The organism is Altererythrobacter sp. CAU 1644, assembly GCF_029623755.1.
In the GTDB taxonomy this organism is placed as follows: domain Bacteria; phylum Pseudomonadota; class Alphaproteobacteria; order Sphingomonadales; family Sphingomonadaceae; genus Erythrobacter; species Erythrobacter arenosus.
The window spans coordinates 1352289-1375003 of record NZ_CP121106.1; the positions used below are offsets into that span (position 1 = coordinate 1352289).

Annotated in this window: 20 protein-coding genes; 12 read left to right on the top strand and 8 right to left on the bottom strand. The window is 63.3% G+C overall.

Annotated features, from left to right (window positions below; all coding sequences use genetic code 11):
• The first annotated feature begins 173 nt into the window (after window positions 1-173).
• From rfbA to P7228_RS06710, 10 genes are all read left to right on the top strand, one after another.
• Window positions 174-1055, top strand: a complete 882-nt coding sequence (rfbA, locus tag P7228_RS06665) for a glucose-1-phosphate thymidylyltransferase RfbA (protein ID WP_278017431.1) — start codon at window positions 174-176, stop codon at window positions 1053-1055.
• Complete coding sequence (gene rfbC / locus P7228_RS06670; RefSeq protein ID WP_278017432.1) at window positions 1052-1627, top strand: dTDP-4-dehydrorhamnose 3,5-epimerase; 576 nt, start codon at window positions 1052-1054, stop codon at window positions 1625-1627. The genes rfbA and rfbC overlap by 4 nt, the downstream gene beginning before the upstream one ends.
• Window positions 1627-2682: a dTDP-glucose 4,6-dehydratase gene (gene rfbB, locus P7228_RS06675; protein ID WP_278017433.1), complete on the top strand. Its 1056-nt coding sequence runs from the start codon at window positions 1627-1629 to the stop codon at window positions 2680-2682. The genes rfbC and rfbB overlap by 1 nt, the downstream gene beginning before the upstream one ends.
• Before the next feature lie 5 nt (window positions 2683-2687).
• Complete coding sequence (gene rfbD / locus P7228_RS06680) at window positions 2688-3614, top strand: dTDP-4-dehydrorhamnose reductase (RefSeq protein WP_278017434.1); 927 nt, start codon at window positions 2688-2690, stop codon at window positions 3612-3614.
• 146 nt (window positions 3615-3760) lie between these two features.
• On the top strand, window positions 3761-4027 hold the full coding sequence (locus tag P7228_RS06685; RefSeq protein WP_278017435.1) for a GlsB/YeaQ/YmgE family stress response membrane protein: 267 nt from the start codon (window positions 3761-3763) through the stop codon (window positions 4025-4027).
• Between the two features lie 223 nt (window positions 4028-4250).
• Complete coding sequence (locus tag P7228_RS06690) at window positions 4251-5441, top strand: efflux RND transporter periplasmic adaptor subunit (RefSeq protein WP_278017436.1); 1191 nt, start codon at window positions 4251-4253, stop codon at window positions 5439-5441.
• Window positions 5442-5443: 2 nt separating this feature from the next.
• Window positions 5444-8926, top strand: coding sequence for an efflux RND transporter permease subunit (locus P7228_RS06695; protein ID WP_278017437.1), 3483 nt, complete (start codon window positions 5444-5446; stop codon window positions 8924-8926).
• A gap of 81 nt (window positions 8927-9007) precedes the next feature.
• On the top strand, window positions 9008-10231 hold the full coding sequence (locus tag P7228_RS06700; protein WP_278017721.1) for a DUF445 domain-containing protein: 1224 nt from the start codon (window positions 9008-9010) through the stop codon (window positions 10229-10231).
• 60 nt (window positions 10232-10291) lie between these two features.
• Window positions 10292-10750: a hypothetical protein gene (locus P7228_RS06705; protein WP_278017438.1), complete on the top strand. Its 459-nt coding sequence runs from the start codon at window positions 10292-10294 to the stop codon at window positions 10748-10750.
• A gap of 67 nt (window positions 10751-10817) precedes the next feature.
• A complete protein-coding gene (locus P7228_RS06710) occupies window positions 10818-11456 on the top strand; it encodes a sigma factor (RefSeq protein ID WP_278017439.1) in 639 nt (212 codons plus the stop codon).
• A 21-nt stretch (window positions 11457-11477) separates the two neighbouring features.
• Here P7228_RS06710 and P7228_RS06715 read toward each other — a convergent pair whose 3' ends face one another.
• The 4 genes from P7228_RS06715 to sucC all read right to left on the bottom strand — a co-directional run bounded on the left by P7228_RS06715 (window position 11478) and on the right by sucC (window position 15556).
• Window positions 11478-12380, bottom strand: a complete 903-nt coding sequence (locus tag P7228_RS06715; RefSeq protein ID WP_278017440.1) for a hypothetical protein — start codon at window positions 12378-12380, stop codon at window positions 11478-11480.
• Between the two features lie 66 nt (window positions 12381-12446).
• Window positions 12447-13376 carry an electron transfer flavoprotein subunit alpha/FixB family protein gene (locus P7228_RS06720; RefSeq protein WP_278017441.1) on the bottom strand — a complete coding sequence of 310 codons (930 nt, stop codon included), beginning with the start codon at window positions 13374-13376 and terminating at the stop codon, window positions 12447-12449.
• Window positions 13377-13405: 29 nt separating this feature from the next.
• Complete coding sequence (locus P7228_RS06725) at window positions 13406-14158, bottom strand: electron transfer flavoprotein subunit beta/FixA family protein (protein ID WP_278017442.1); 753 nt, start codon at window positions 14156-14158, stop codon at window positions 13406-13408.
• A 198-nt stretch (window positions 14159-14356) separates the two neighbouring features.
• Window positions 14357-15556, bottom strand: coding sequence for an ADP-forming succinate--CoA ligase subunit beta (sucC, locus tag P7228_RS06730; RefSeq protein WP_278017443.1), 1200 nt, complete (start codon window positions 15554-15556; stop codon window positions 14357-14359).
• A gap of 147 nt (window positions 15557-15703) precedes the next feature.
• On the opposite strand from sucC, the gene P7228_RS06735 reads away from it, so the two are divergent.
• Entirely contained in the window at window positions 15704-16495 is a 792-nt protein-coding gene (locus tag P7228_RS06735) for a 3'(2'),5'-bisphosphate nucleotidase CysQ (RefSeq protein WP_278017444.1), read from the top strand.
• Between the two features lie 45 nt (window positions 16496-16540).
• Here the strand turns inward: P7228_RS06735 and P7228_RS06740 are convergent, their stop codons facing one another.
• Window positions 16541-17236: a YiaD family glycine zipper/OmpA-like lipoprotein gene (locus P7228_RS06740; protein WP_278017445.1), complete on the bottom strand. Its 696-nt coding sequence runs from the start codon at window positions 17234-17236 to the stop codon at window positions 16541-16543.
• Window positions 17237-17400: 164 nt separating this feature from the next.
• On the opposite strand from P7228_RS06740, the gene P7228_RS06745 reads away from it, so the two are divergent.
• Window positions 17401-18699 (top strand): hemolysin family protein, encoded by a 1299-nt coding sequence (locus P7228_RS06745; RefSeq protein WP_278017446.1) that lies wholly within the window; start codon window positions 17401-17403, stop codon window positions 18697-18699.
• Window positions 18700-18778: 79 nt separating this feature from the next.
• Here P7228_RS06745 and P7228_RS06750 read toward each other — a convergent pair whose 3' ends face one another.
• From P7228_RS06750 to ileS, 3 genes are read right to left on the bottom strand one after another with little or no spacing between them, the layout of a single operon-like run.
• On the bottom strand, window positions 18779-19189 hold the full coding sequence (locus P7228_RS06750; protein ID WP_278017447.1) for a DUF3035 domain-containing protein: 411 nt from the start codon (window positions 19187-19189) through the stop codon (window positions 18779-18781).
• Window positions 19190-19192: 3 nt separating this feature from the next.
• Window positions 19193-19723: a signal peptidase II gene (gene lspA, locus P7228_RS06755; protein ID WP_278017448.1), complete on the bottom strand. Its 531-nt coding sequence runs from the start codon at window positions 19721-19723 to the stop codon at window positions 19193-19195.
• On the bottom strand, window positions 19720-22710 hold the full coding sequence (gene ileS / locus P7228_RS06760) for an isoleucine--tRNA ligase (RefSeq protein ID WP_278017449.1): 2991 nt from the start codon (window positions 22708-22710) through the stop codon (window positions 19720-19722). Before ileS ends, lspA begins: the two co-directional genes overlap by 4 nt.
• Between the last annotated feature and the right edge of the window lie 5 nt (window positions 22711-22715).

The window sequence follows — 22715 nt, forward strand, 5'->3', positions numbered from 1 at the left end:
CCGCTTTCTGTATTCGCTCTATGTCTGTTATCTCGTCGGTCGGGCTGCGCAGAACTGCGGAAACTTCAGCAATCCATCTCGCCTGAAGGTGGATCGGAAGCCGCAGCACGCTATAGCACGCCGAACCGCTCACCGGGTCGCATTTGGCCCCGGGGCGGTGGAGGAGCTTCGCCGTGAAGGGCATCATTCTGGCAGGGGGAAATGGCACAAGGCTCTATCCCGCCACTGTGTCCCTGTCGAAACAGCTGCTGCCAATCTTCGACAAACCGATGATCTATTACCCGCTGTCGGTGCTGATGCTTGCGGGGATCCGTCAAATCCTCATCATCTCGACACCCCGCGATCTCCCCCGCTTTCGCGAGTTGCTCGGCGATGGCGCGGATTTCGGAATTGAACTGTCCTATGCCGAACAGGCCGAACCCGGCGGGATTGCGGAAGCCTTTCTGATCGGGGCGGATTTCCTCGCCGGCGGACCAAGTGCGCTGATCCTCGGCGACAACATTTACTACGGCGAAAAGCTCGGGACCAAATTTCGATTGGCGGCTGAAGCTGCAATGGGCGGAGGCGCGAGTATCTTCGCCTACCAGGTCGATGACCCGGGCCGCTACGGCGTCGTCACCTTCGACGCAGGAGACGGTCGGGCTACCAGCATCGAGGAGAAGCCTGCTGTCCCCCAGTCCGACTGGGCTGTGACCGGGCTCTATTTCCACGACAAGGATGTGGTCGAGGTCGCAAGGTCCATCCGCCCTTCGCCACGCGGAGAATTGGAGATTACCGACGTAAACCGCCACTACCTCGAACAAGGCAGGCTAAATGTCACCCAATTGGGCCGTGGCTATGCCTGGCTCGACACCGGGACGCACGAAAGCCTCCACGAAGCATCGAGTTTCGTTCAGACAATCGAGAAGCGCACCGGGATCAAGATCGCCTGCCTCGAGGAAGTCGCCTGGCGACAAGGCTGGCTGGACGATGAGGCCGTTGCGGCGAGGGCGCACAAGTTCGATGCTACCACCTATGGCGCCTACCTGCGCAAGTTGATCGCGGGGCGAATGTGACGAGCATCAGGCGCCTTGCAATTCCCGAACTGATGGAAATTGTGCCCTCGAAGTTCGACGACGAGCGGGGGTTCTTTTCCGAAGTATTCAATCACGCTGAATTAGCCTGTGAGGGCATTGAAATAGCTTGGGTGCAGGACAATCATGCCTATTCCGCGCTGCCGGGAACGGTTCGCGGACTGCATTTCCAGATCCCGCCTTTCGCGCAAAACAAGCTTGTAAGGGTAACACGCGGCGCGATCCTCGACGTCGCGGTCGATCTACGGCGCGGGTCTCGGACTTACGGCACGAGCGTGACGCTCGAGCTTTCGGCCGAAGCGTGGAACCAGTTGCTGGTGCCGATCGGCTTCGCGCACGGTTATATGACGCTCGAACCCGATACCGAGGTGCTTTACAAGGTGAGCGCTCATTGGTCGGCCGAGCACGAGAGAACCCTTCGCTGGAACGATCCGGATCTTGCAATTCCGTGGCCCGATCCTGGAGTGGAGGTGACATTGTCTGAGAAAGACTCGGATGCGCTGTTCTTGCGCGAAATCGACAGCCCCTTCCGCAGTGACGAGATGGCAGGCTGATGCAGAGGATTCTCGTAACCGGAGGAGCAGGATTCATTGGATCGGCGGTGGTTCGCAGGCTCGTAGGCAAGGGGCGGCACGTCGTGACTCTCGACAAGCTGACTTATGCCGGGAATCTCTCAAGCTTGAAGGCCGTTGCCGCTTCGCCGAACCATCGGTTTGTGCAGGGCGACATTGCCGACCGTGCGCTGGTCTCGAACCTGCTTCGCGAGGAGCGGATCGAGGCGGTGATGCACCTTGCTGCTGAAAGCCACGTCGACCGGTCGATCGACGGCCCGGCGGAATTCGTTCAAACCAATGTCGTTGGGACCTGCGGCTTGCTCGACGCGGCGCTCGAGTACTGGCGCGAACTCGATATGCCGCGCCGCGAAGCGTTTCGCTTCCATCACGTCTCGACCGACGAAGTCTTCGGAGATCTGCCTTTCGATGGTTCTCCGTTCAGCGAGGAAACGCCATACGCGCCCCGCTCTCCCTACGCGGCCTCCAAGGCGGCGAGCGACCACTTCGTGCGCGCGTGGCATGCGACATACGGCTTCCCCATTGTTCTTTCCAATTGCGCGAACAATTACGGACCTTACCAATTCCCCGAGAAGCTGATCCCGCTCGCTGTTCTCAACGCCTTGGAAGGAAAGGCGATTCCCATCTACGGGTCGGGTCTGAACATTCGCGACTGGATATATATCGATGATCACGCAGCAGCACTTGAGGCTGTGCTGACGAGAGGGTCGGTCGGGACAAGCTATAACGTTGGGGCAAGGCAGGAACGCACCAATCTCGCCGTAGTCGAGGCAATCTGCGAACGCCTCGATGCGAAAGTGCCTCGTGGCGATGGTAGGTCCTACAGCGAGCTCATCGCGATGGTAGCAGACCGTCCCGGTCATGATCGGCGCTATGCGATCGAACCGACCAGGATAGAGCGCGAGCTCGGCTGGAGACCGGAGGTTGGTTTTGCCCGCGGGCTCGAAATGACGGTCGACTGGTATCTCGATAACCAGTGGTGGTGGGCGCCGATCCGCTCGGGAAAAAATGCCGGCGAGCGCGTTGGGTTCGGCTGAGGCAGATGGCGCGAATTCTTGTAACCGGGAGAGACGGACAGGTCGCGAGATCCCTAGCATCGCCATTGCTCGTACCGGAGCTGCACGGGCACCAAGTGATGTTCGCCGCCCGCCCGGAGTTCGACCTGGCCGACGCGAGAAGTATCGAACGCACGATCGATAGGACGCAGCCAGACATTATCTTCAGTGCGGCCGCCTACACCGACGTCGAGCGCGCCGAAGATGAGCCCGAACTGGCAATGGCCATCAACGCAAGGGCGCCTGGCGTGATCGGCCACTGTGCGTATCGGATGGGCGCGCGGGTAATCCATCTATCCACCGATTACGTGTTCTCGGGAGAGGGAACGCGCCCTTGGCGCGAGGAGGATCCTGTCGGTCCTGTGAACGCCTATGGGGAGAGCAAGCTGGCAGGCGAGCAGTCGCTGGCAGCTTCGGGCGCTGATCATTGCATCCTTCGAACGTCCTGGCTCCACAGCCCTTTCGGAAAGAATTTCGTCAAAACGATACTTGGTTTGGCGACCGAACGAGGCGAGGTCAGTGTGGTGGATGATCAATTCGGCAATCCCACGTCGGCCGTGGATGTCGCACGCGCCTTGCTGACAATCACGCGCCAGTGGGACATGGCTGCGAGGCGGGGATCGAACCGGACCTACCATCTTGCCGGTCAAACGGCGTTATCCCGGGCGGAATTCGCCGTAGCGATACTTCGCCAAAGTCGGCAACTGGGCGGCCCGACCTGCGCTGTGAACCCGATTTGCTCTATCGCCTATCCGTCGCGCGCGCGCCGACCAGGCAACTCACGCATGGACAGCTCGCTATTCCTTGACAGCTTCGGCTACTCGCCGCGCGATTTCGGTGCCGCACTGGCCGAAACCGTTGCTGCGTCGCTTGGCCTCGTGTCGAGGCAGGATCAAAGCCGACGGCACGACTAAGGGCCTGTTTCTGCAGGGCGCAGTTTCAGGTAGGAAGTCCATCTCGGTCGCACATCCCATTGTAACATCGACTGCGCCTCCGGGAACGGCTTGCATTCCTAGCCGTTTGTAGCTCCAAGTACCCGAATAACAGGAGGAGTAGGGTTATGGGTTGGATTATTGCGCTTATCGTAGGCGGCGTTGCCGGTTGGCTAGCTAGCCTCGTCATGAATCGCGATGCCTCGATGGGCATCTTCTGGAATATCGTCGTTGGCTGTGTCGGCTCTGTGGTCGGCAATCTTATCGCGCGCCCGTTGCTCGGCATCGGCGGCAGCGTGCAGGAATTCTCGCTCGTCGGACTGGTTATCGCTGTGGTCGGCGCCGTGGTTCTGCTCGGCATCGTCAACCTGATCCAGCGTGGTCGCGTACGGTAACAACCGAAAAAGACGCTGAAATCACATGGGGCGGGGCAGCTTTGGCTGCTCCGCCCTTCGTATTTGTGGTATCAGCCCTGCCTTAAGCCCCTCGTCGGGAAGCAATGTCGCTCGTCGAGCGACGCATTGCCCCGCCACAAGGGCGTGACTAATAGGGATTGCGCGCGGTGAGTTATGAGTCTAACACACCCTCTGCATTTCCGAGGGCCCCAAAGGATCGGCCATGAATTACGATACAAGAATTACAGCTGATGCCGATCGTGGCGTGACGTCCAGTCTCGAGGGATATGGCCAGGCCGAGGGTTCGAGCCGCAGGAAATGGCTCGTCATCGGCGGGTTGGCTGCGGCCATTCTCGCCATTGTCGCGTTCCTGTTGCTGACCGGCAATGAGGCGCCTGTCGGCGATGACCGCTCGCAGGCCCCCACGGTGACGGTGGTCGTCCCTGGCCGCACCACCATCGATGCCGAAATCAATGCCACCGGAACGATCGCGGCACGGCGCGAGATGCCGGTCGGCGTCGTGGGCGAGGGCGGTCGCGTGGTATCGGTCCCGGTCGAACAGGGCCAGTGGGTGCGCGCGGGCCAGGTGCTCGCCTCGATCGACCGTTCGGTCCAGAGCCAGCAGGCGCGCAGCGCCTCGGCCCAGGTCCAGGTCGCTCAGGCGGATGCGCAGCTGGCGCAAAGCAATCTCGACCGCGCGCTGCAGCTTGTCGAACGCGGCTTCATTTCCAAGGCCGACGTCGACCGCCTGACCGCGACCCGCGATGCGGCCCGCGCCCGGGTTGAAGTCGCGCGCGCACAGTATAACGAATTGCTCGCCCGCAATGCCCGGCTCAACATAGTGGCACCGGCATCGGGCCTGCTGCTCGAACGCAATGTCGAACCCGGTCAAGTCGTCGGCGGTGCTTCGGGCACACTGTTCCGCATCGCCAAGGGTGGCGAAATGGAGTTGATGGCGCGGGTCGGCGAAGGCGATCTCGTCAAGCTCGCACCGGGCGTCCAGGCCGAGGTTTCACCGGTCGGGGTCGAAACGGCTTACACCGGGCAGGTGTGGCAGGTCGAGCCGACCATCGATCCGCAGTCGCGCCTCGGCGTGGCGCGCGTCGCACTCAGCTACGCCCCGGGACTGCGTCCGGGCGGCTTTGCCAAGGCGACGATCAAGAGCGGCACCGTGGTCGCCCCGATGCTGCCGGAAAGCGCGATCCTGTCGGACAGCGAAGGCAGCTATGTCTATATCATTGGCAAGGACGACAAGGTCGAACGGCGCGGCGTGACGACGGGCTTCGTCTCGGGCAGCGGCGTTGCCGTGACCCAGGGTCTGAACGGGACCGAACGGGTCGTCCTGCGCGCCGGCGGCTTCCTCAACGAAGGCGAGTCGGTCAATCCGAAGCTTGAGAAGGCATCGGGAGAATAACCATGGATTTCCGCAACATCTCGGCGTGGTCGATCCGCAACCCGGTCATTCCCATGGTTGCGTTCGTCGCGCTTCTGCTTGCGGGTATCCTCAGTTTTGCCCGGATGGACGTGGTGAACAATCCCGACGTCGAGTTCCCGGGCGTCAACGTCACCATTTCGCAGCCAGGCGCCGCTCCGACCGAGATCGAGAACCAGATCACGCAGCGGGTCGAATCCGCAATCCGGTCGCTCAACGGCGTGCGCAACCTTTCGTCGACCGCGTCGGAGGGCAATTCCAACACCTTCGTCGAATTCGAGATCGGCACCGACCCCAATGACGCCGTCGCCGAAGTGAAGAACGCGGTCGATACGGTGCGCGGCAGCCTGCCCGACGGCATTCTCGAACCGCGTATCAACAAGGTCGAGATCGCGGGCGGCTTCCTCGGCATCTATGCCGTCGAAACCAGCGACATGACCATCGAACAGCTGAGCTGGTTCATCGATGACGTTGTGGCCAAGCGCCTGTTGTCGGTCGAAGGCATGGCTGACGTGGGTCGCTTCGGCGGGGTCGATCGCGAGATCGAGGTGATCCTCGATCCGGCCAAGATGCAGGCGCTCGGGGTGACTGCGGGGCAGATCAACGCGCTGCTGCGCCAGGACAATCTCGACGCCGGCGGCGGCGTGGCCGAAGTCGGCGGGACCCGCCAGTCGGTCCGCGTCCTCGGCAACAACGACACCGCCTACCAGCTGTCGCAGCGGCAGATCCAGCTTGGCGGCGGCCGCGCGATCAAGCTGTCGGATGTCGCCACGGTGCGCGACGGCTATTCCGAACGGACCTCGATCAGCAAGGTGCGCGACAAGGAAGTCGTGAACTTCTTCATGTCGCGCGCCAAGGGCGCTTCCGACGTGACGGTCTTCGACGAGGCCAAGGAGATCATCGCAGCGATCGAGAAGGAAAACGCCTCGGTTCGCTTCATTCCCTTGTTCAACACCGTCAAATATACCGAAGATCAGTACGAAAGCTCGATTGCGGCCATGATCGAGGGTGCAATCCTCGCCGTGGTCGTGGTGTTCTTCTTCCTGCGCGACTGGCGCGCGACGGTGATCTCGGCCATTGCGATCCCGCTTTCGGCCATCCCCACCTTCTGGTTCATGGACCTTCTGGGGTTCAACCTCAATTTCCTCTCGCTTCTTGCGCTGGGCCTCGTCGCCGGCGTGCTGGTCGATGATGCCATCGTCGAGATCGAGAATATCGTGCGCCACATGCGCATGGGCAAGTCGGCCTACCAGGCGTCGATCGACGCGGCAGACGAAATCGGCCTTGCGGTGGTTGCGACTTCCTTCTGTATCGTCGCGGTGTTCCTCCCGGTGGGCCTGATGCCCGGCGTGACCGGCCAGTTCTTCAAGAACTTCGGCCTGACGGTCGTTGCCGCCGTGCTGATGAGCCTTGCCGTCGCCCGCATGATCACCCCGATGCTCGCCGCCTACTTCCTCCAGGCCAAGGGCGTGGCGGACCACGGCGGGGGCAAGTGGATGGACCGCTACATGGAAATCCTGGGCTGGTCGCTCGATCGTGGCAAGCTGCATGCGCGGCGCGAAGGCCTGCCCGGACCGAAGCATCGCTGGCTCTATGTGCTGTCGTTTATCCTCCTGATCCTGCTGCTGATCGTAGTCCCCGGGATCATCGTCTTCTCGGCCTGGGGGCCGATGTCCAACGCCGACATTCCGGGCAAGCTGACCGCTGCGATCGGCCTCACGGCCACCGATGGCATCGGCTTCCTCCTCAGCCGGATCGTCCTGATTCTCGAACTGGCCTTTGTCGTTGCGCTTGGCTTCGGCGTGGTGCTGGCATTGCTCGCAGTTCCGCGCTGGCTGACGCGTCTGTTCGGCACCCGGCTGCATCAATCGTGGCGATATCTCGAAGCGCGCTTCTACGACCATCGCGTGTGGATGCTCGGCCTCGGCTACTTCGCGTTCATGATCACGATCCTGCTGTTCATGAGCACGCCGTTCCAGTTCGACCCCGAGATCAACGACGACAACAGCCAGATCGAGATCGAGATGGTGCCGGGGACCACCCTCGCATCAACCGAGGCAGTCGCGGACAGCGTCGCCGACCTGCTCTACCAACAACCCGAGGTCGAGCGCGCTCTTGAGCGCGTGCGCGATGGCGGACGGGCAACGATCTACATCACGCTCAAGAAGGAGCGGGAGAAGACCTCGTCCGAATTCGAGCGCGGTCTGGCACCTGTGCTGGCCCAGATCCCCGACGCGCGCGTGCGTTTCCAGAGCCAGAACGGTCCGGGCGGCGGCGGCAGTGGGCGCGACCTGACGATCATGCTCGCCGGTTCCGACCCCAAGTTGCTCAACCAGACCGCAGCGGAGCTGGTCGAGGAAATGAGGCGCCTCGATTCGATCGTCGCGCCGCGCATCAGCGGCGACATCCCGCGGCCCGAGATCATTATCCGCCCGCGGCCCGACCTCGCTTCGGAACTGGGCGTGAGCACGGTGGCCCTGAGCCAGGCCATCCGAATCGCGACCATGGGCGAGATCGAACAGAACGCGGCGAAGTTCTCGCTGTCCGACCGCCAGATCCCGATCCGGGTCAAGCTGCCCATCTCGTCGCGGCGCGACCTTTCGACGATCGAGAACCTGCCGGTGCCGATCGCCACCGGCGGATCGGTTCCACTCGGCCGAGTGGCCGATATTTCGTTCGGTGCAGGCCCGACGTCGATCCAGCGCTACAACCAGAACCGCCGCGTCTTCATCGGGGCCGATCTGGCCGAGGGTGTCCTGCGCGGCAACGCGATGGACGAGATCAACAAGCTGCCGACGCTGACCAGTCTGCCCCAGGGCGTGATCCGCGATGCCGTGGGAGCCGACGAGCTGCAGCAGGAACTGCTCGAGAACTTCAGTGTCGCGTTGATCTCCGGGATCCTGCTGGTCTTCGCCGTGCTGGTGCTGCTCTACAAGCGCTTCATGTCGCCGCTGGTGAACATGACCTCGCTGGCGCTCGCGCCGCTTGGCGGGATCTTCCTGGTCTGGCTGGTCGGCCAGCCAACCTCGCTGCCGGTGCTGATCGGCATCCTGCTGTTGCTGGGGATTGTCTCGAAGAACTCCATCCTGCTGATCGACTTCGCGATCGAGGAAATGGCGACCGGGACGCGCAAGCTCGACGCGATCATGGAGGCCGGCCACAAGCGCGCCCAGCCGATCGTCATGACGACCGTTGCCATGACCGCAGGCATGATCCCGACCGCGATTTCGCTCTCGGGTGACGGTGCCTGGCGCGCGCCGATGGGCACGGTGGTGATCGGCGGCCTGATCATGTCGACCGTCCTCACCCTGCTTATCGTGCCCGCCGGATTCAGCCTCGCCGACGGTTTCGAGAAACGGGTCGGGCCGTGGATGCGCAATCGCTTCCTGACCTATCGCCCCGGCGACGAAGCGCGCGGCGAGCGGGGAGGCGACGGCGAGCTTGCAGGGCCCGAACCTGCCGAGTAACGCTCAGCTGGTATGACCGGCGCCAAGCCTCTTGCCTACACCCTCGGCGGTGAGCCGCTGACGGTTGATCGGGCCCGCCGGATGCGCTGGACTGCAACCGGATTGCTGGTCGTGATGGCGGTGCTGTACTTCCTGTCGAAGCAGTACCTCCCGCTGCACCCAGGCATGGGTTATTTGAACGCCTTCGCCGAAGCGGCGATGGTCGGCGGGCTGGCGGACTGGTTTGCGGTAACCGCGCTGTTCCGCCACCCGCTCGGCATTCCGATCCCGCACACCGCGATCATCCCCGAGAACAAGGACCGTATTGCCGACACGATGGCGCAGTTCCTGCGCGAGAATTTCCTCACTCCCGCGGTGGTCGCGCGGCGCATGCAGGGAATGAACGTCGCCGCTGCACTGGGCGATTTCCTCGTCGCACCGCGCGATCCGGAGAGCAGTGTCGACAACCCCTCGCGCATCACCGGCGGCGCGGCCGAGCTGCTGGCCGAGGTGCTCGAATCGCTCGACCCCGACCGGCTCGGCAACCAGGTGCGCAGCGGGCTCGCCAGCCAGGTCGCCAAGATCGACATCTCCCCGCTGCTCGGACGCATGCTTGAAACGGCCATTGCCGACAATCGGCACATGCCGCTGATGGACGGTTTCATCCGCTGGGCCGGCCTCACGCTCGAGGACAATGAGGAGACCGTCCGCGAGGTCATCCATAACCGCGCCAACGCCGTGCTGCGCTGGACCGGCCTCGACGAGCGCATCTCCGCCTCGGTGCTCGACGGGCTCTACAAGCTGCTGGCCGAGGTGCTGGTCGACCCACAGCATCCATTGCGCTCCAAGATCGAGGAGGGGCTGGAAAAGCTCGCACAGGACCTGCAGCACGATCCCAAGACCCGCGAACGCGTCGAGGAGATGAAGCGCGAGTTGATCGAGAATCCGGCGGTCACCGAGTGGTGGCTGGGCGTGTGGGAACGCATTCGCCAGTCTCTTATCCGCCGCGCCCGCGACCCCGAAAGCGCGCTCGGCGAGGAAATGCGAAAGGGCCTGGCCGAACTGGGCAAGGCGCTGCAGGAGGACGTTCGGCTCCAGCACCAGATCAACCGTTTCGCGCGCCGCACTGCGGTGGGGATCGCCACCCGCTATGGCGCGCAGATCGTCCAGCTGGTCTCGGAAACGGTCAAGCGCTGGGACGCCGTCACCATCACCGGGCGAATCGAGAGCGCGGTGGGGCGCGACCTCCAGTTCATCCGCATCAACGGCACGCTGGTCGGCGGCCTGGTGGGGCTAACGCTGCACTTCATCGACGGCCTGTTCTGACCGATTAGGTAAAGCTGCCTATTGGCCCCGACCGCCCGGGCCGCTCTCTACAATGCTGCCATGAAACGCGTGATCCCACCTCCGCTCCCGAGCGAAGTGCGTCTCGACACTGGCGCGCAGGCGGTCGTCAACGGCGCGCTGGTTACCGCGGTGACCCCCTGCTGGTTCGAGGTCGGTTCGGGTGGCTTCGTCCTGACCGGACGAGGGCTGTGGCCTGATCGCCCGGCCGTGGAACTGACCCGCGAGCTCTACCTCCTGCTGATCGAAGCGAGCCTGGCGGAGAACGGGCTCGAAGCCCGGCGCAAACCGCTGTTCGACCTACTTGGCCGGGCGGTGGCGCAAATGCGAACGCATGAAGCACAATCGGAATGTTCGCTCTGTGCCGCCGCGATCCTCTCGGGCGACCTCGACGCGGCACTTGGGAGCGCCCGGCGCCTTACCGCCTCGCAAGATCGACCGGTCGCGCGCCGAACCACCGCACCGCATCCGGCGCGATTGCTCATACGGGACAGTACCTAGATCGGGATGAGGCCCGCGGTCAGCACGGCGGGGTTAGCCAGCACCTCCTGAGGAAAGGAGGCTGGTCATGGGTGTTTCGGGAAGCGCGCTGGAGCGACAGGTGGCGCAGATGGGTGTCCGGCCCGCGCCGGGCAATGTCGAGGCCGCTCGGTGGGAGGCGCGATTTGCAGTGCTGCTGGAACTGCTGGCCCCGCGCATCGGCCATCTCATCCGCACCTACGGCCTCGCAGACTGGCGCGAGGACGCCGAGCAAGCCTGCGCAATTGGCGTGTTTCGCGCGCTCGAAAGCTACGATCCGGGCAAGGCGCGCTTCACCACCCATGTGACCTGGCAATTGCGCGGCGAGTTGCAGAGCCTCCGCCACCGGGTCCGGCTCGACCAGCGCCAGAGCGCCCGTTCGGCAAGCGCGCGCACAGTGTCGCTGGAAGGGCTCGGGGCCGCAGCGGGAGAGGGCAACGCGATATTCGAGATCGTGGACGAGGAATCCCTGGCCCGCACCGAAAGCGGCGCGAGCGATCATCTCGCGGGTAGCATGCTCGCCAAGCTGCTCGAACGGCTCGACGCGCCAACGGAGGAGCGCAGTATCGTCTTGCACAGCATCTTCGGCGAAGACGGCGACATGGCACCCGACCGCGCCATGCGGGAGCGGCACCGGCAAATCACGCGGCGGACCTTCCGCAATTGCGCGAAACTGCTGGCGGCTTAGCTGGCCGTCCGAAGTCGCAGTTCAGTGAGGTCTGTGGGATAGCATTGTCGTGTAATACGAGCGCATAGCGCTTCCCGTCATGTCACGTGCGGGTTCGAAACGTGCTCGACGCTTCATGTAGTCGCAGGCCTTCTTGAAATCCAAGTCGGTCAGTGACTTCCTGTGAAGAATGCAGTTGGAGGTTGTTCCATCCTTTTCCACTATGAACGTTAGTGCATAGACAGCGGCGAAGTCGCTATCTTCGACTTCCTTCAACACAGTCCTGATAAGGCCACGAACTATGCGATCGTTATCGCGCAAGGATGGGCGGTCCGAGTATGCCTTGTGCTGCTCAAGATTGAGCCCCCAATGACGGATCAGGTCCTGCGAGCATTGATTCAGCGCCTCAAATGCCTGCTTCATGCCTCCGGTCTCGAGAACGATCCTGCTTTTCGCTTGTGAGAGCGTCAGTTGGGTGATCTTGGCAGTCGCTTCAAGATCGATTCTTTCGATCCCGAGGGTTTCATCCGATTTCGCCTTCTCGCTGGATCCGTTTTTCTCGGCCTCGTTTGGAAAGCTGGTCCAGAGTTGGAAGCTTGATCCAATATCCTTGATCTCGCCCCAGAGGATTTGCCTTTTCTCAGGACTCCACTCGTCCCCAAAGCCGACTACGACGGGTTGTTTCGGCTGAAGGAACTTGATGCTGGGCCCCCCGACCATCAGAGTGGGATTGTCGGTCGGAGTCGACGTTTCGAAGTAGAGCAGGTGCCGATACTCAGGCGGACCGAAGTAGCGGTTGAGGCGACAACCGGAATCGGCGAAGTCGAGCACCCAAGGAGTGCTTGGTTGAAGCACGACGGTGTCGCCAGCCTCCTCGGCCTTAACCGGCGTTGACGAAAAAAACCCGCCCACCAGAGCAAGAAAGAATACTGACCAGCGACCCATATGAGAAACCTCCGGCAAGCTTATTAGCCTACCGGAGGTCTCAAACAACTTCAGAAAAACTGAATGTTACAGCTTTTCGGTCAGTTCCGGCACGGCCTTGAACAGGTCGGCGACGAGGCCGATGTCGGCCACCTGAAAGATCGGCGCGTCCTCGTCCTTGTTGATCGCGATGATGGTCTTGGAGTCCTTCATGCCGGCAAGGTGCTGGATCGCGCCCGAGATACCGATGGCGATGTAGACTTCGGGAGCCACGATCTTGCCGGTCTGGCCGACCTGGTAGTCGTTGGGGACATAGCCCGCATCGACCGCAGCGCGCGAAGCGCCGATGCCCGCGCCGAGCTTGTCCGCCAGAGGCGTGATGACTTCCTCGAAAGTCGCCGCATCCTTGAGCGCGCGGCCACCCGATACGATGACTTTCGCGCTGGTCAGCTCGGGGCGTTCGCTTTCGGCAAGCTCGGCGCCGACGAAGCTCGACAGGCCGGCATCGCCCGGCCCCGAGACGGTCTCGACCGTGCCTGAACCGCCTTCGGTCGCGGCCTTCTCAAACGCTGTGCCGCGTACGGTGATGACCAGCTTGGGATCGGAGGATTCGACCGTGGCAATCGCGTTGCCGGCATAGATCGGCCGGGTGAAGGTCTTGTCGCCTTCGACCGACAAGATGTCCGAGATCTGCATCACGTCGAGCAGCGCAGCGACGCGCGGCGCGATGTTCTTGCCGGTGGTGGTGGCGGGGCAGATGAAGGCATCGTGGTGACCCATAAGGTCAGCCACCAGCGGCGCGATGTTCTCGGCCAGCGCATTGGCATAGGCGGCATCGTCGGCGACATGGACTTTGCCCACGCCCGCGACCTTGGCGGCCTGCTCCGCGACGCCGCCGCAGCCCTGGCCGGCGACCAGCAGGTGCACTTCGCCAAGCTGCGAGGCGGCGGTAACCGCTGCCAGCGTCGCATCCTTCATCTCGTTATTGTCGTGTTCGACCCAGACGAGCGTTTTCATGTGTGTGATCCTTTCTTCGTCCAAGAAGCTCAGGCGATGCCGAGCGCTTTGATCTTGGCGACGAGTTCGTCGACGTCGGCGACCTTGATCCCGGCCTGGCGGACCGGCGGTTCGGCCACATTGGTGGTCTTGAGCCGCGGCGTGGTGTCGACGCCGAAGTCTGCGGGGGTCTTGTTATCGAGCGGCTTCTGCTTGGCCTTCATGATGTTGGGCAGCGAAGCATAGCGCGGCTCGTTGAGGCGCAGGTCGGTGGTGACGATCGCGGGGAGCGAGAGCTTGACCGTCTCGAGGCCGCCATCGACTTCGCGCTTCACGGTGACGCTGTCGCCTTCGACCTCGACCGTATTGGCGAAGGTACCCTGCGGCCGGCCCATCAGCGCAGCCAGCATCTGGCCGGTCTGGTTGCTGTCGTCCGAAATCGACTGCTTGCCGAGCATCACGATGCCTGGCTGCTCTTCGTCGGCGATCGCCTTGAGGATCTTGGCGACGGCCAGCGGTTCGACATCCACATCGTCGTCGACCTGCACGAGGATCGCGCGGTCGGCGCCCATGGCGAGCGCGGTGCGCAGAGTTTCCTGCGCCTTGGCCGGGCCGATCGAGACCGCGATGATTTCCTCGGCCTTGCCCGCTTCCTTGATACGGATCGCCTCTTCGACCGCGATCTCGTCGAACGGGTTCATGCTCATCTTGACGTTGGCCAGATCCACGCCCGAGCCGTCGGCCTTGACGCGCGGCTTCACGTTGTAGTCGATCACCCGCTTCACGGGCACGAGGATTTTCATCGGAGTACCTTCCTCTCTAGAATCATTCGCCGCGGACCTAGCTTGCGTTTACGTAAACGTCAAGCAAGCCTCCGGCGAGTCTGAACCTTCAATGTGCTTCGGACCCCTACTGTTCCTTCGGCACTCAAACTACAAGAGCGGACCTTCATGCGAAGGCCCGCTCTTTTGTTAGGCGGCAGGTCGTGACGGCGCTTGTAATCAAGCCGCCTGCTTCACTTCGGCCACGATCTTGCGGGCAGCATCGCCGAGGTCGTCGGCGCTGACGATCGGCAAGCCCGAATTCTCGAGAATGTCCTTGCCCTGCTGGACGTTCGTGCCTTCGAGACGGACCACCAGGGGAACCGAGAGGTTCACGTCCTTGGCGGCGGCGACGATCCCGTCAGCGATCACGTCGCACTTCATGATCCCGCCGAAGATATTGACGAGAATGCCTTCGACCGCCGGATCCTTGAGGATGATCTTGAACGCGGCCGTCACCTTCTCGCGGCTGGCACCGCCACCCACATCGAGGAAATTGGCCGGGAAGGCGCCGTTGAGCTTGATGATGTCCATCGTCGCCATGGCCAGGCCCGCGCCATTGACCATGCAGCCGATGTTGCCGTCGAGCTTGATATAGGCGAGGTCGTATTCGCTTGCTTCGACTTCGGCCGGATCTTCCTCGGTCACGTCGCGCAGCGCTTCGACGTCCTTGTGGCGGAACAGCGCATTGCCGTCGAAGCTCATCTTGGTGTCGAGGACGAGGAGATTGCCGTCCTCCGTTTCGACCAGCGGGTTGATCTCGAGCATCTCGCAATCGAGGTCCATGAAGGCGGTGTAAAGCTGCTTGGCGAGCTTCTGCGCCTGCTTGTTGAGGTCGCCCGACAGTTTGAGCGCGAAGGCCACCGCGCGCCCGTGATGCGGCATGAAGCCCTGCGCCGGGTCGATGGTGATGGTGGTGATCTTCTCGGGCGTCGAGTGGGCGACTTCCTCGATGTCCATCCCGCCTTCGGTCGAGACGATCATGGCCACGCGGCCCGATGCGCGGTCGACCAGCATCGAGAGGTAGTATTCCTTGGCGATGTCGACCCCGTCGGTGACGTAGAGGCAGTTGACCTGCTTGCCCGCATCGCCGGTCTGGATCGTCACCAGCGTATTGCCGAGCATTTCCTTCGCATTGGCCTCGACTTCCTCCACCGACTTGGCGAGGCGGACACCGCCCTTGGCGTCCGGACCCAGCTCCTTGAACTTGCCCTTGCCGCGCCCGCCCGCGTGGATCTGCGCCTTCACCACATAGAGCGGTCCGGGCAGCTGTTTCGCAGCGTCGACCGCTTCTTCGACGGTGAGCGCGGCGTGGCCGGCCGGAATGCCGATGCCGTATTTCGCGAGCAGTTCCTTGGCCTGGTATTCGTGGATATTCATCGGGAGTGAGTTTCCTTTGCTTGGCTCGGCAGGAATCGTTTGGCCCGCGCATAAGCATGATCTGCCCATCTTGCAAAGCAGACTTTCGGTGTAATGGGCATAGCGATGATTTCATGATTAATAGGCAGGGTCTCCTGACGGATTTCCATGATTGACCGCATTCGCCTCGAAGAAATCGTCCGTGAAGCCGCGCGCATCGCGCAAGGCGCATGGCCGGGCGATGGCCATGCGGTGGAGATGTGGGAGAAGACGCCCGGCAATCCGGTCAGCGCTGCCGACATGGCGGTCGACGCATTTCTCAAGCGCGAACTGTGCGCGCTGCTGCCTGCTGCCGGATGGTTGTCGGAAGAGACTGCCGATGATGTCTCGCGCACCGACCGTGGGTTGATCTGGCTGGTCGACCCGATCGACGGCACGCGCGATTTTGTGCGTGGGCGAAGCGGGTGGTGCATATCGGTGGCGCTGATCAGCGCCGGTCGTCCGCTGATCGGCATGCTGGCGGCGCCGGCCCGCGGCGAGGAGTGGATCGCGGTGGCGGGTCAAGGGGCATGGCGCAACGGCGAGGCGCTTCGTGCTTCGACCCGGGCGATCTTCTCCGGATCACGCGTGCCGACCGACAGCCTGCCGCGGGAGGACCGCGACCTGGTCACGGTCGACAAGCCCAATTCCATCGCCTTGCGCATTGCCATGGTGGCGGCGGATGAGGCGGACCTGGTTGCGACGCTGCGCTGGGGATATGAGTGGGATATTGCGGCCGCGACCCTGATCGCGCGCGAAGCCGGGGCGGAAGTGACCGATGCCTTCGGCCACCCGCTCGTCTACAACAAGCACGATCCCAGAGCCTTCGGCCTGCTCGTCTGCGCCCCGCAGATCCATGGCGCGGCGGTCGAGCGGCTGGCCGATCGCGCGGCAGAGTTGGCACCAAGAACAAAGGGCTGACCCCGCAGGATCAGCCCTTCGCCTGTCTGGTTCGGTCTGGCGGGCTTAGTTGCCCTGCGCGGCCTGAGCTTCAGCGACATCCTGTTCGTCGAACGGGATGACCTTGATCTCGACGCGGCGATTGAGCGGCTCTGCCACATTGTCTCGGGTCTGGACGCGAAGCTGCGTCTCACCGAAGCCCTGCCAGCGGAGGCGGGCGGCCGAGACACCGCGGCTGATCAGGTAATTGGCCACCGCCTGAGCGCGCCGTTCCGACAGCTGCTGGTTGAACGAGGCCGAACCGACCGTGTCGGTATGCCCGTAAACGTCGATGATCGAGTTGGGATACTTGACCAGGCTGGCTGCGACCGAATCAAGCGCGTCCTGGAAGCTCGGGCTGATCGACGCGCTGCCGGTCGCGAAGGTCACGTCGGGCAGGTTGACGAGGAAGGCGTCGCCGCCGTCGACCTCGGTCACATCAACGCCGGACCCTGCGGTCTGCTCTTTGATCTCCTTGATCTGCTGGTCCATCTTGTAGCCGACATAACCGCCGGCGGCTGCGCCACCGACTGCCCCGACGATACGGCCGGTCTTGCCGCCGATGGCTCCGCCGAGCAGGCCGCCGAGGACGGCACCGCCGACGCCGCCGATGGCGGTGCGAGAAACTTTCTTTTCACCGGTATTGGGGTCGGTGACACAGGCACTGGTGCCGACCAGCGAAAGCGCCGCGACACTCGAGAGAATGAGTTTGGATTTTTTCATTATTCGGTCCTCCAAATAGGTAAGCGGACGAGCTGTTTTCCCCACGCGTGGGCCGACGCGCCCACCCGCGCCTCGCGCAACCAACAATTGCGGCGCGCCTATGTTCCCCAGAACTGGTGCCTAGAAGCACTGGCAGACGTAAACATTTGTGCTAGCGAAGCACTGTGACACCCTTTCCCTGGACAGACCTGGTCATCATCGGATGCCTGATCGTGCTGAACGGCATTTTTGCGATGTCCGAACTGGCGATCGTTTCGGCGCGCACCGCACGCCTGCGCTCCGCGCGCGACAAGGGCTCGACCGGGGCCAAGGCCGCGCTGGCGCTGGCTGCCGATCCGGGCAAGTTCCTCTCGACGGTCCAGATCGGGATCACGCTCGTCGGGATTATCGCCGGTGCCTATTCCGGCGCCAGCCTGGGCGGTCCGGTGGGCGAACGACTGGCGCGCCTCGGCGTGCCGGGCGACATGGCGGCGGAGGCGGGATTCTTCCTCGTGATCGCGCTAACCACCTATTTCAGCCTGGTGATCGGCGAACTGGTGCCCAAGCAGCTCGCGCTGCGCGCGGCGGTGCCGATTGCCCTCGTGATGTCGCGCCCGATGGCACTGGTGGCGCGGGTCGCCGCGCCGCTGGTCTGGTTGCTCGACACGTCCTCGGGCGTGATTGTGCGCCTGTTCGGCCTGCGCCCCGGGGGCCAGTCGGCCGTGACCGCCGAAGAGCTGCACATGATCTTCGCCGAGGCGACCCGGTCGGGCGTGATCGAGGCCGAACAGCACCAGATCCTGGCCGGCGTGGTGCGCCTGGCCGAGCGACCGGTGCGCGAACTGATGACCCCGCGAACCGAGCTCGACTGGATCGACGTCAATGCCGACGAGGCCGAAATCCGCCGAGTCATCGAGGAAAGCCCGCATTCGCTGCTTCCCGTCGCCGACGGTTCGCCCGACACGGTGCTGGGCGTCGTCAAGGTGCGCGAAGTGCTTGCCGCGCTGGTGGCGGATCGTTCGGTCGATCTGAGGAGCCTCATCAAGAAGGCCGAGGTGGTGCCCGATCAGCTCGACGCGATGGATGCGCTGCGCGTCCTGCAGCAGTCGGAAATCGCGATGGCGATGGTGCACGACGAATACGGCCATCTCGACGGGATCGTCACGCCGGTCGACCTGCTGACGGCGATCGTCGGCGAGTTCGTCAGCGACCAGGACCAGAGCGAAGGGCCGTTGCTGGTCGAGCGGTCCGACGGCTCGCTGCTTGTCTCCGGTGCTCTATCGGCCGATGCGCTGGCCGATCGCCTCGGCCTCGAATATCCCGACAGCCGCGAATTCGGCACTGCTGCAGGCTATGCCCTGTCGATCTTCAAGAAATTGCCGATCGAGGGCGAGCACTTCAACGACCAGGGGTGGCGGTTCGAAGTGGTCGACATGGATGGCCGCCGGATCGACAAGCTCCTGGTGAGCGAAGAGAAATCCTGATCCCCGCCCGCCCATTGGCGTACGATGTCATCGCTCCCGCGAAAGCGGGCTTGCAAACAAGAATAGGTGATTTCCGGCGTTAGCCCGGGATCACGGCCTGGGCCGACTGTCCGTCACCTTCGGGAGCGGCGATGATATCGCGCGTCACGCCGCCTTTGGCGACGGTATTGGTGCCGGGGTCGCCGACGGTCGAACGGATCCCCGGTTCGGCCGAGCCGGCACGGTCGAGCGCGCTGGTTTCGACCTGGCTGCGCGGGGCGGGGCCGCCGAACAGGGCTTCGAGTGCCTGTTCCTGCGTGGTGCCTTCGGCCGGACGCGGCGCGCCGGGCGCGGGCGGGACGAGGTTGAAATCGGGCGGAACCACCAGCGGGGCCTGCCGCTGCACAGCGAACTCGTCGGGGCGGTCACGGTTGAAGATGCCGGTGCCACCGCAACCTGCCAGCAACATGCTGGCGGCGCCGAGGACGAGGGTGGATTTCAGAATTCGCATGGGTCAGCTCTCCGCGGGCTGCGTGCCCGCCTGTTCGTTTGCCGTGTCCTTGTCGCTTACGAAGAACGAACGGGCAAGGATTATCAGGACGCCGATGGTGATAGCGGCATCGGCGATATTGAAAATGAGGAAGGGGCGGAAATCCCCGATATGGAAGTCGGCATAGTCGATGACGTAGCCAAGGTAATAGCGATCGATGATATTGCCGAGCGCCCCGCCCAGGATCAGGCCCAGCCCGGCGATATCGCCCAGCGCCTTCTCGCGCAGCATCCACACCAGCACCACCAGTGCGATCAGCGCTGTGATAGCGACCAGCGCCCACCGCATCTCCATCGAGGTTGCCTGGAGCAGCCCGAGCGAGACCCCGCGATTTTCCGTGTAGGTCAGGTCGAAGAACGGCAGCAGGTCGATCTTGCCGACCTCGCGCAGCTTGAGCGGGCCGATCACCCACCATTTGACCAGTTGGTCGAGCGCGAAGATCACGCCGGCAATCGCCAGTCCGATCACGCGATTGCGGGTCAGGAGTCCGTTCATGCTGCCACCTCGTCCATCGCGCCGACCACGCTCTCGCACCGTCCGCACAGATCGCCGTCTTCGGCGACTTCGGGCAGCAGGCGCCAGCAACGGCCGCATTTGTGGTCATTGGTCTTGGTGACGGTCACGCCGTCTCCTTGGCCGCGTGTGACTGACGCGGTGATGAACAGTTCGGCGAGCTGTTCGTCGGAAAAGCCGTCCGGAACCGCGCTGGCGGGCACGGTCACCTCGGCCTCGAGGCTGGAACGGATCACCTTGTCGCGGCGCAAGGGCTCGATCGCCTCGTTCACGTCCTCGCGCAGGGCGCGCAGCTTGTCCCATTTCGCCGTATCGGCGCCGACCTTGGGCACCGACGGCCATTCCAGCAGGTGGACGCTGCCGCCCTGCTCGCCGTCCTCGGGATAGCGGGTCTGCCATACCTCCTCGGCGGTGAAGACCAGCACCGGGGCGGCATAGCGCACCAGCGCGTGGAACAGCAGGTCGAGCACGGTGCGATAGGCATTGCGGCGGCTATCGTCCGGCCCATCGCAATAGAGGCTGTCCTTGCGGATATCGAAGTAGAAGGCCGACAGGTCCTCGTTGACGAACTCCGACAACAGCCGGGTGTAGGTGTTGAAGTCGTAATCGACGACCGCCTGGCGCAGCTTGCCGTCGAGATCGGACAGCAGCGAGAGGATGTAGACCTCGAGCTCGGGAATCTCGGCCGTATCGCCGAAATCGCCGACGAAACCGTCGAGCGCGCCGAGCAGGTAGCGGAAGGTATTGCGCAGCTTGCGATACTGGTCGGCAACGCCCTTCAGAATCTCGTCGCCGATCCGGTGATCCTCGGTGAAATCGACCGACAGCGCCCACAGGCGGATGATGTCGGCGCCGTAGGTCTCCATCACCTTGATCGGGTCGACCGTATTGCCGAGGCTCTTCGACATCTTGCGCCCGTCGCTCGCCATGGTGAAGCCATGGGTCAGGATCTGGTCGAAGGGCGCGCAGCCGCGCGTGGCGCAGCTTTCGAGCAGCGAGGACTGGAACCAGCCGCGATGCTGGTCGCTGCCTTCGAGATAGAGATCGGCGGGCCATTGCAGCTCGGGCCAGCGGTCGCCCTCGAGCACCCAGGCATGGGTCGTGCCCGAATCGAACCACACGTCGAGAATGTCGGTGACCATCTCGAAATCACCTGCATCGTGATCGGGACCGAGGAAGGCGGCCTTGTTGCCCTCGTTCCAGGCATCCATGCCCTCTTCATGGACCGCCGCGACGACGCGCGCATTGACCGCCGGGTCCTGCAGGTAGGAGCCGTCGGGCCGCACGAACAGCGTGATCGGCACGCCCCAGGCGCGCTGGCGGCTGAGCACCCAGTCGGGGCGCCCTTCGACCATCGAGCCGAGGCGGTTGCGGCCCTTCTCGGGCACGAAGCGGGTGTCGGCTATCGCCTGCATCGCGCGCTGGCGCAGGGTCGAATGATCCTGGCTGACGAAGGGCGCGATGGCGCCGCCGATCGCGTCGGGCACGCCGGTGTCGAAATCGCCGGTGCCGAGCGGCTTGTCCATCGGCACGAACCACTGCGGGGTGCAGCGGAAGATGACCTTGGCCTTGGAACGCCAGCTATGCGGGTAGGAGTGCTGGTAGTCGTCGCTTGCCGAAAGCAGCGCGCCCGCTTCGCGCAGATCCGAACAGATCGGGCCTTCGGGCGAATTGAACGGCTTGTTGATGACGCTGCGGCGGCGCTCGTCGCTGCCACCCAGCCACAGCCAGTCGTCGCGATAACGCCCATCGTTCATCACCGCGAACTGCGGTTCGATGCCGTGTTCCTTGCACAGCTCGAAATCGTCCTCGCCATGGTCGGGCGCCATGTGGACGAGGCCGGTGCCGCTGTCGGTGGTGACGAAATCGCCCGGCAGGAAGGGGCGGGGCTTGGCGTAGAACCCGCCGAGATGGTGCATCGGGTGGCGGGCGACGGTTCCGGCGAGGTCTGAGCCTTTGCCACGCCACTGCTCTTTCAATCCAAGCGTTGAATGAGGAAAACCGTCTTCGACCGATTTTTGAACTCGGCGCCTAAAAGCATCGAGCAGCTGTTCCGCCACAAGGAAGGTCTTGGCCATCCATTGGTTGAGCGGATTGCGGTCTTGCTTTGCGGCTAGATTTTCATTGCCGACTGAAGAAGTGCCAACGGACCAGACCTTAACAGCAACATACTCAACCTCCGGCCCATAGGCCAAAGCCTGGTTCACCGGGATCGTCCACGGCGTGGTCGTCCAGATCACGGCATGCGCGCCGACCAGCTCGTCAATCGGCGATTCCACGATCTCGAACGCCACGTCGATCTGGGTCGAGGTTATGTCCTCGTATTCGACCTCGGCTTCGGCCAGCGCGGTTTCCTCGACCGGGCTCCACATCACCGGCTTCGAACCGCGATAGAGATTGCCCGCCTCGGCCAGCTTCATCAGCTCGGCGACGATCACCGCCTCGCTTTCCTTCTGCATGGTGAGATAGGGATTGTCCCAGTCGGCCATAATGCCGAGGCGCTTCAGCTGTTCGCGCTGCACGTCGACCCAGTGCTGCGCATAGGCGCGGCATTCGTCGCGGAAGGCCTTCACATCGCCTTCGTTGCGGCCGCTGCCCGACAGCACCGGCTTGGCCTTCTTCTGCTTGCGGTACTGCTCCTCGACCTTCCATTCGATCGGCAGGCCGTGGCAGTCCCACCCCGGAACATAGGGCGCATCCTTGCCGAGCAGGTTCTGCGTCCGGCAGACCATGTCCTTGAGCGTGTGGTTGAGCGCATGGCCGATATGCATGTCGCCATTGGCGTAGGGCGGGCCGTCGTGGAAGATGAACTTCTCGCGGCCGGCGCGGCTCTCGCGCAGCTTCTCGTAGAGCCCGATTTCCTGCCAGCGCGCGGCAATACCCGGCTCCTTCTGCGGAAGGCCGGCCTTCATGGGGAAGTCGGTCTTCGGCAGGAAGACCGTATCTCTGTAGTCGCGCTTTTCTGTCATTATGC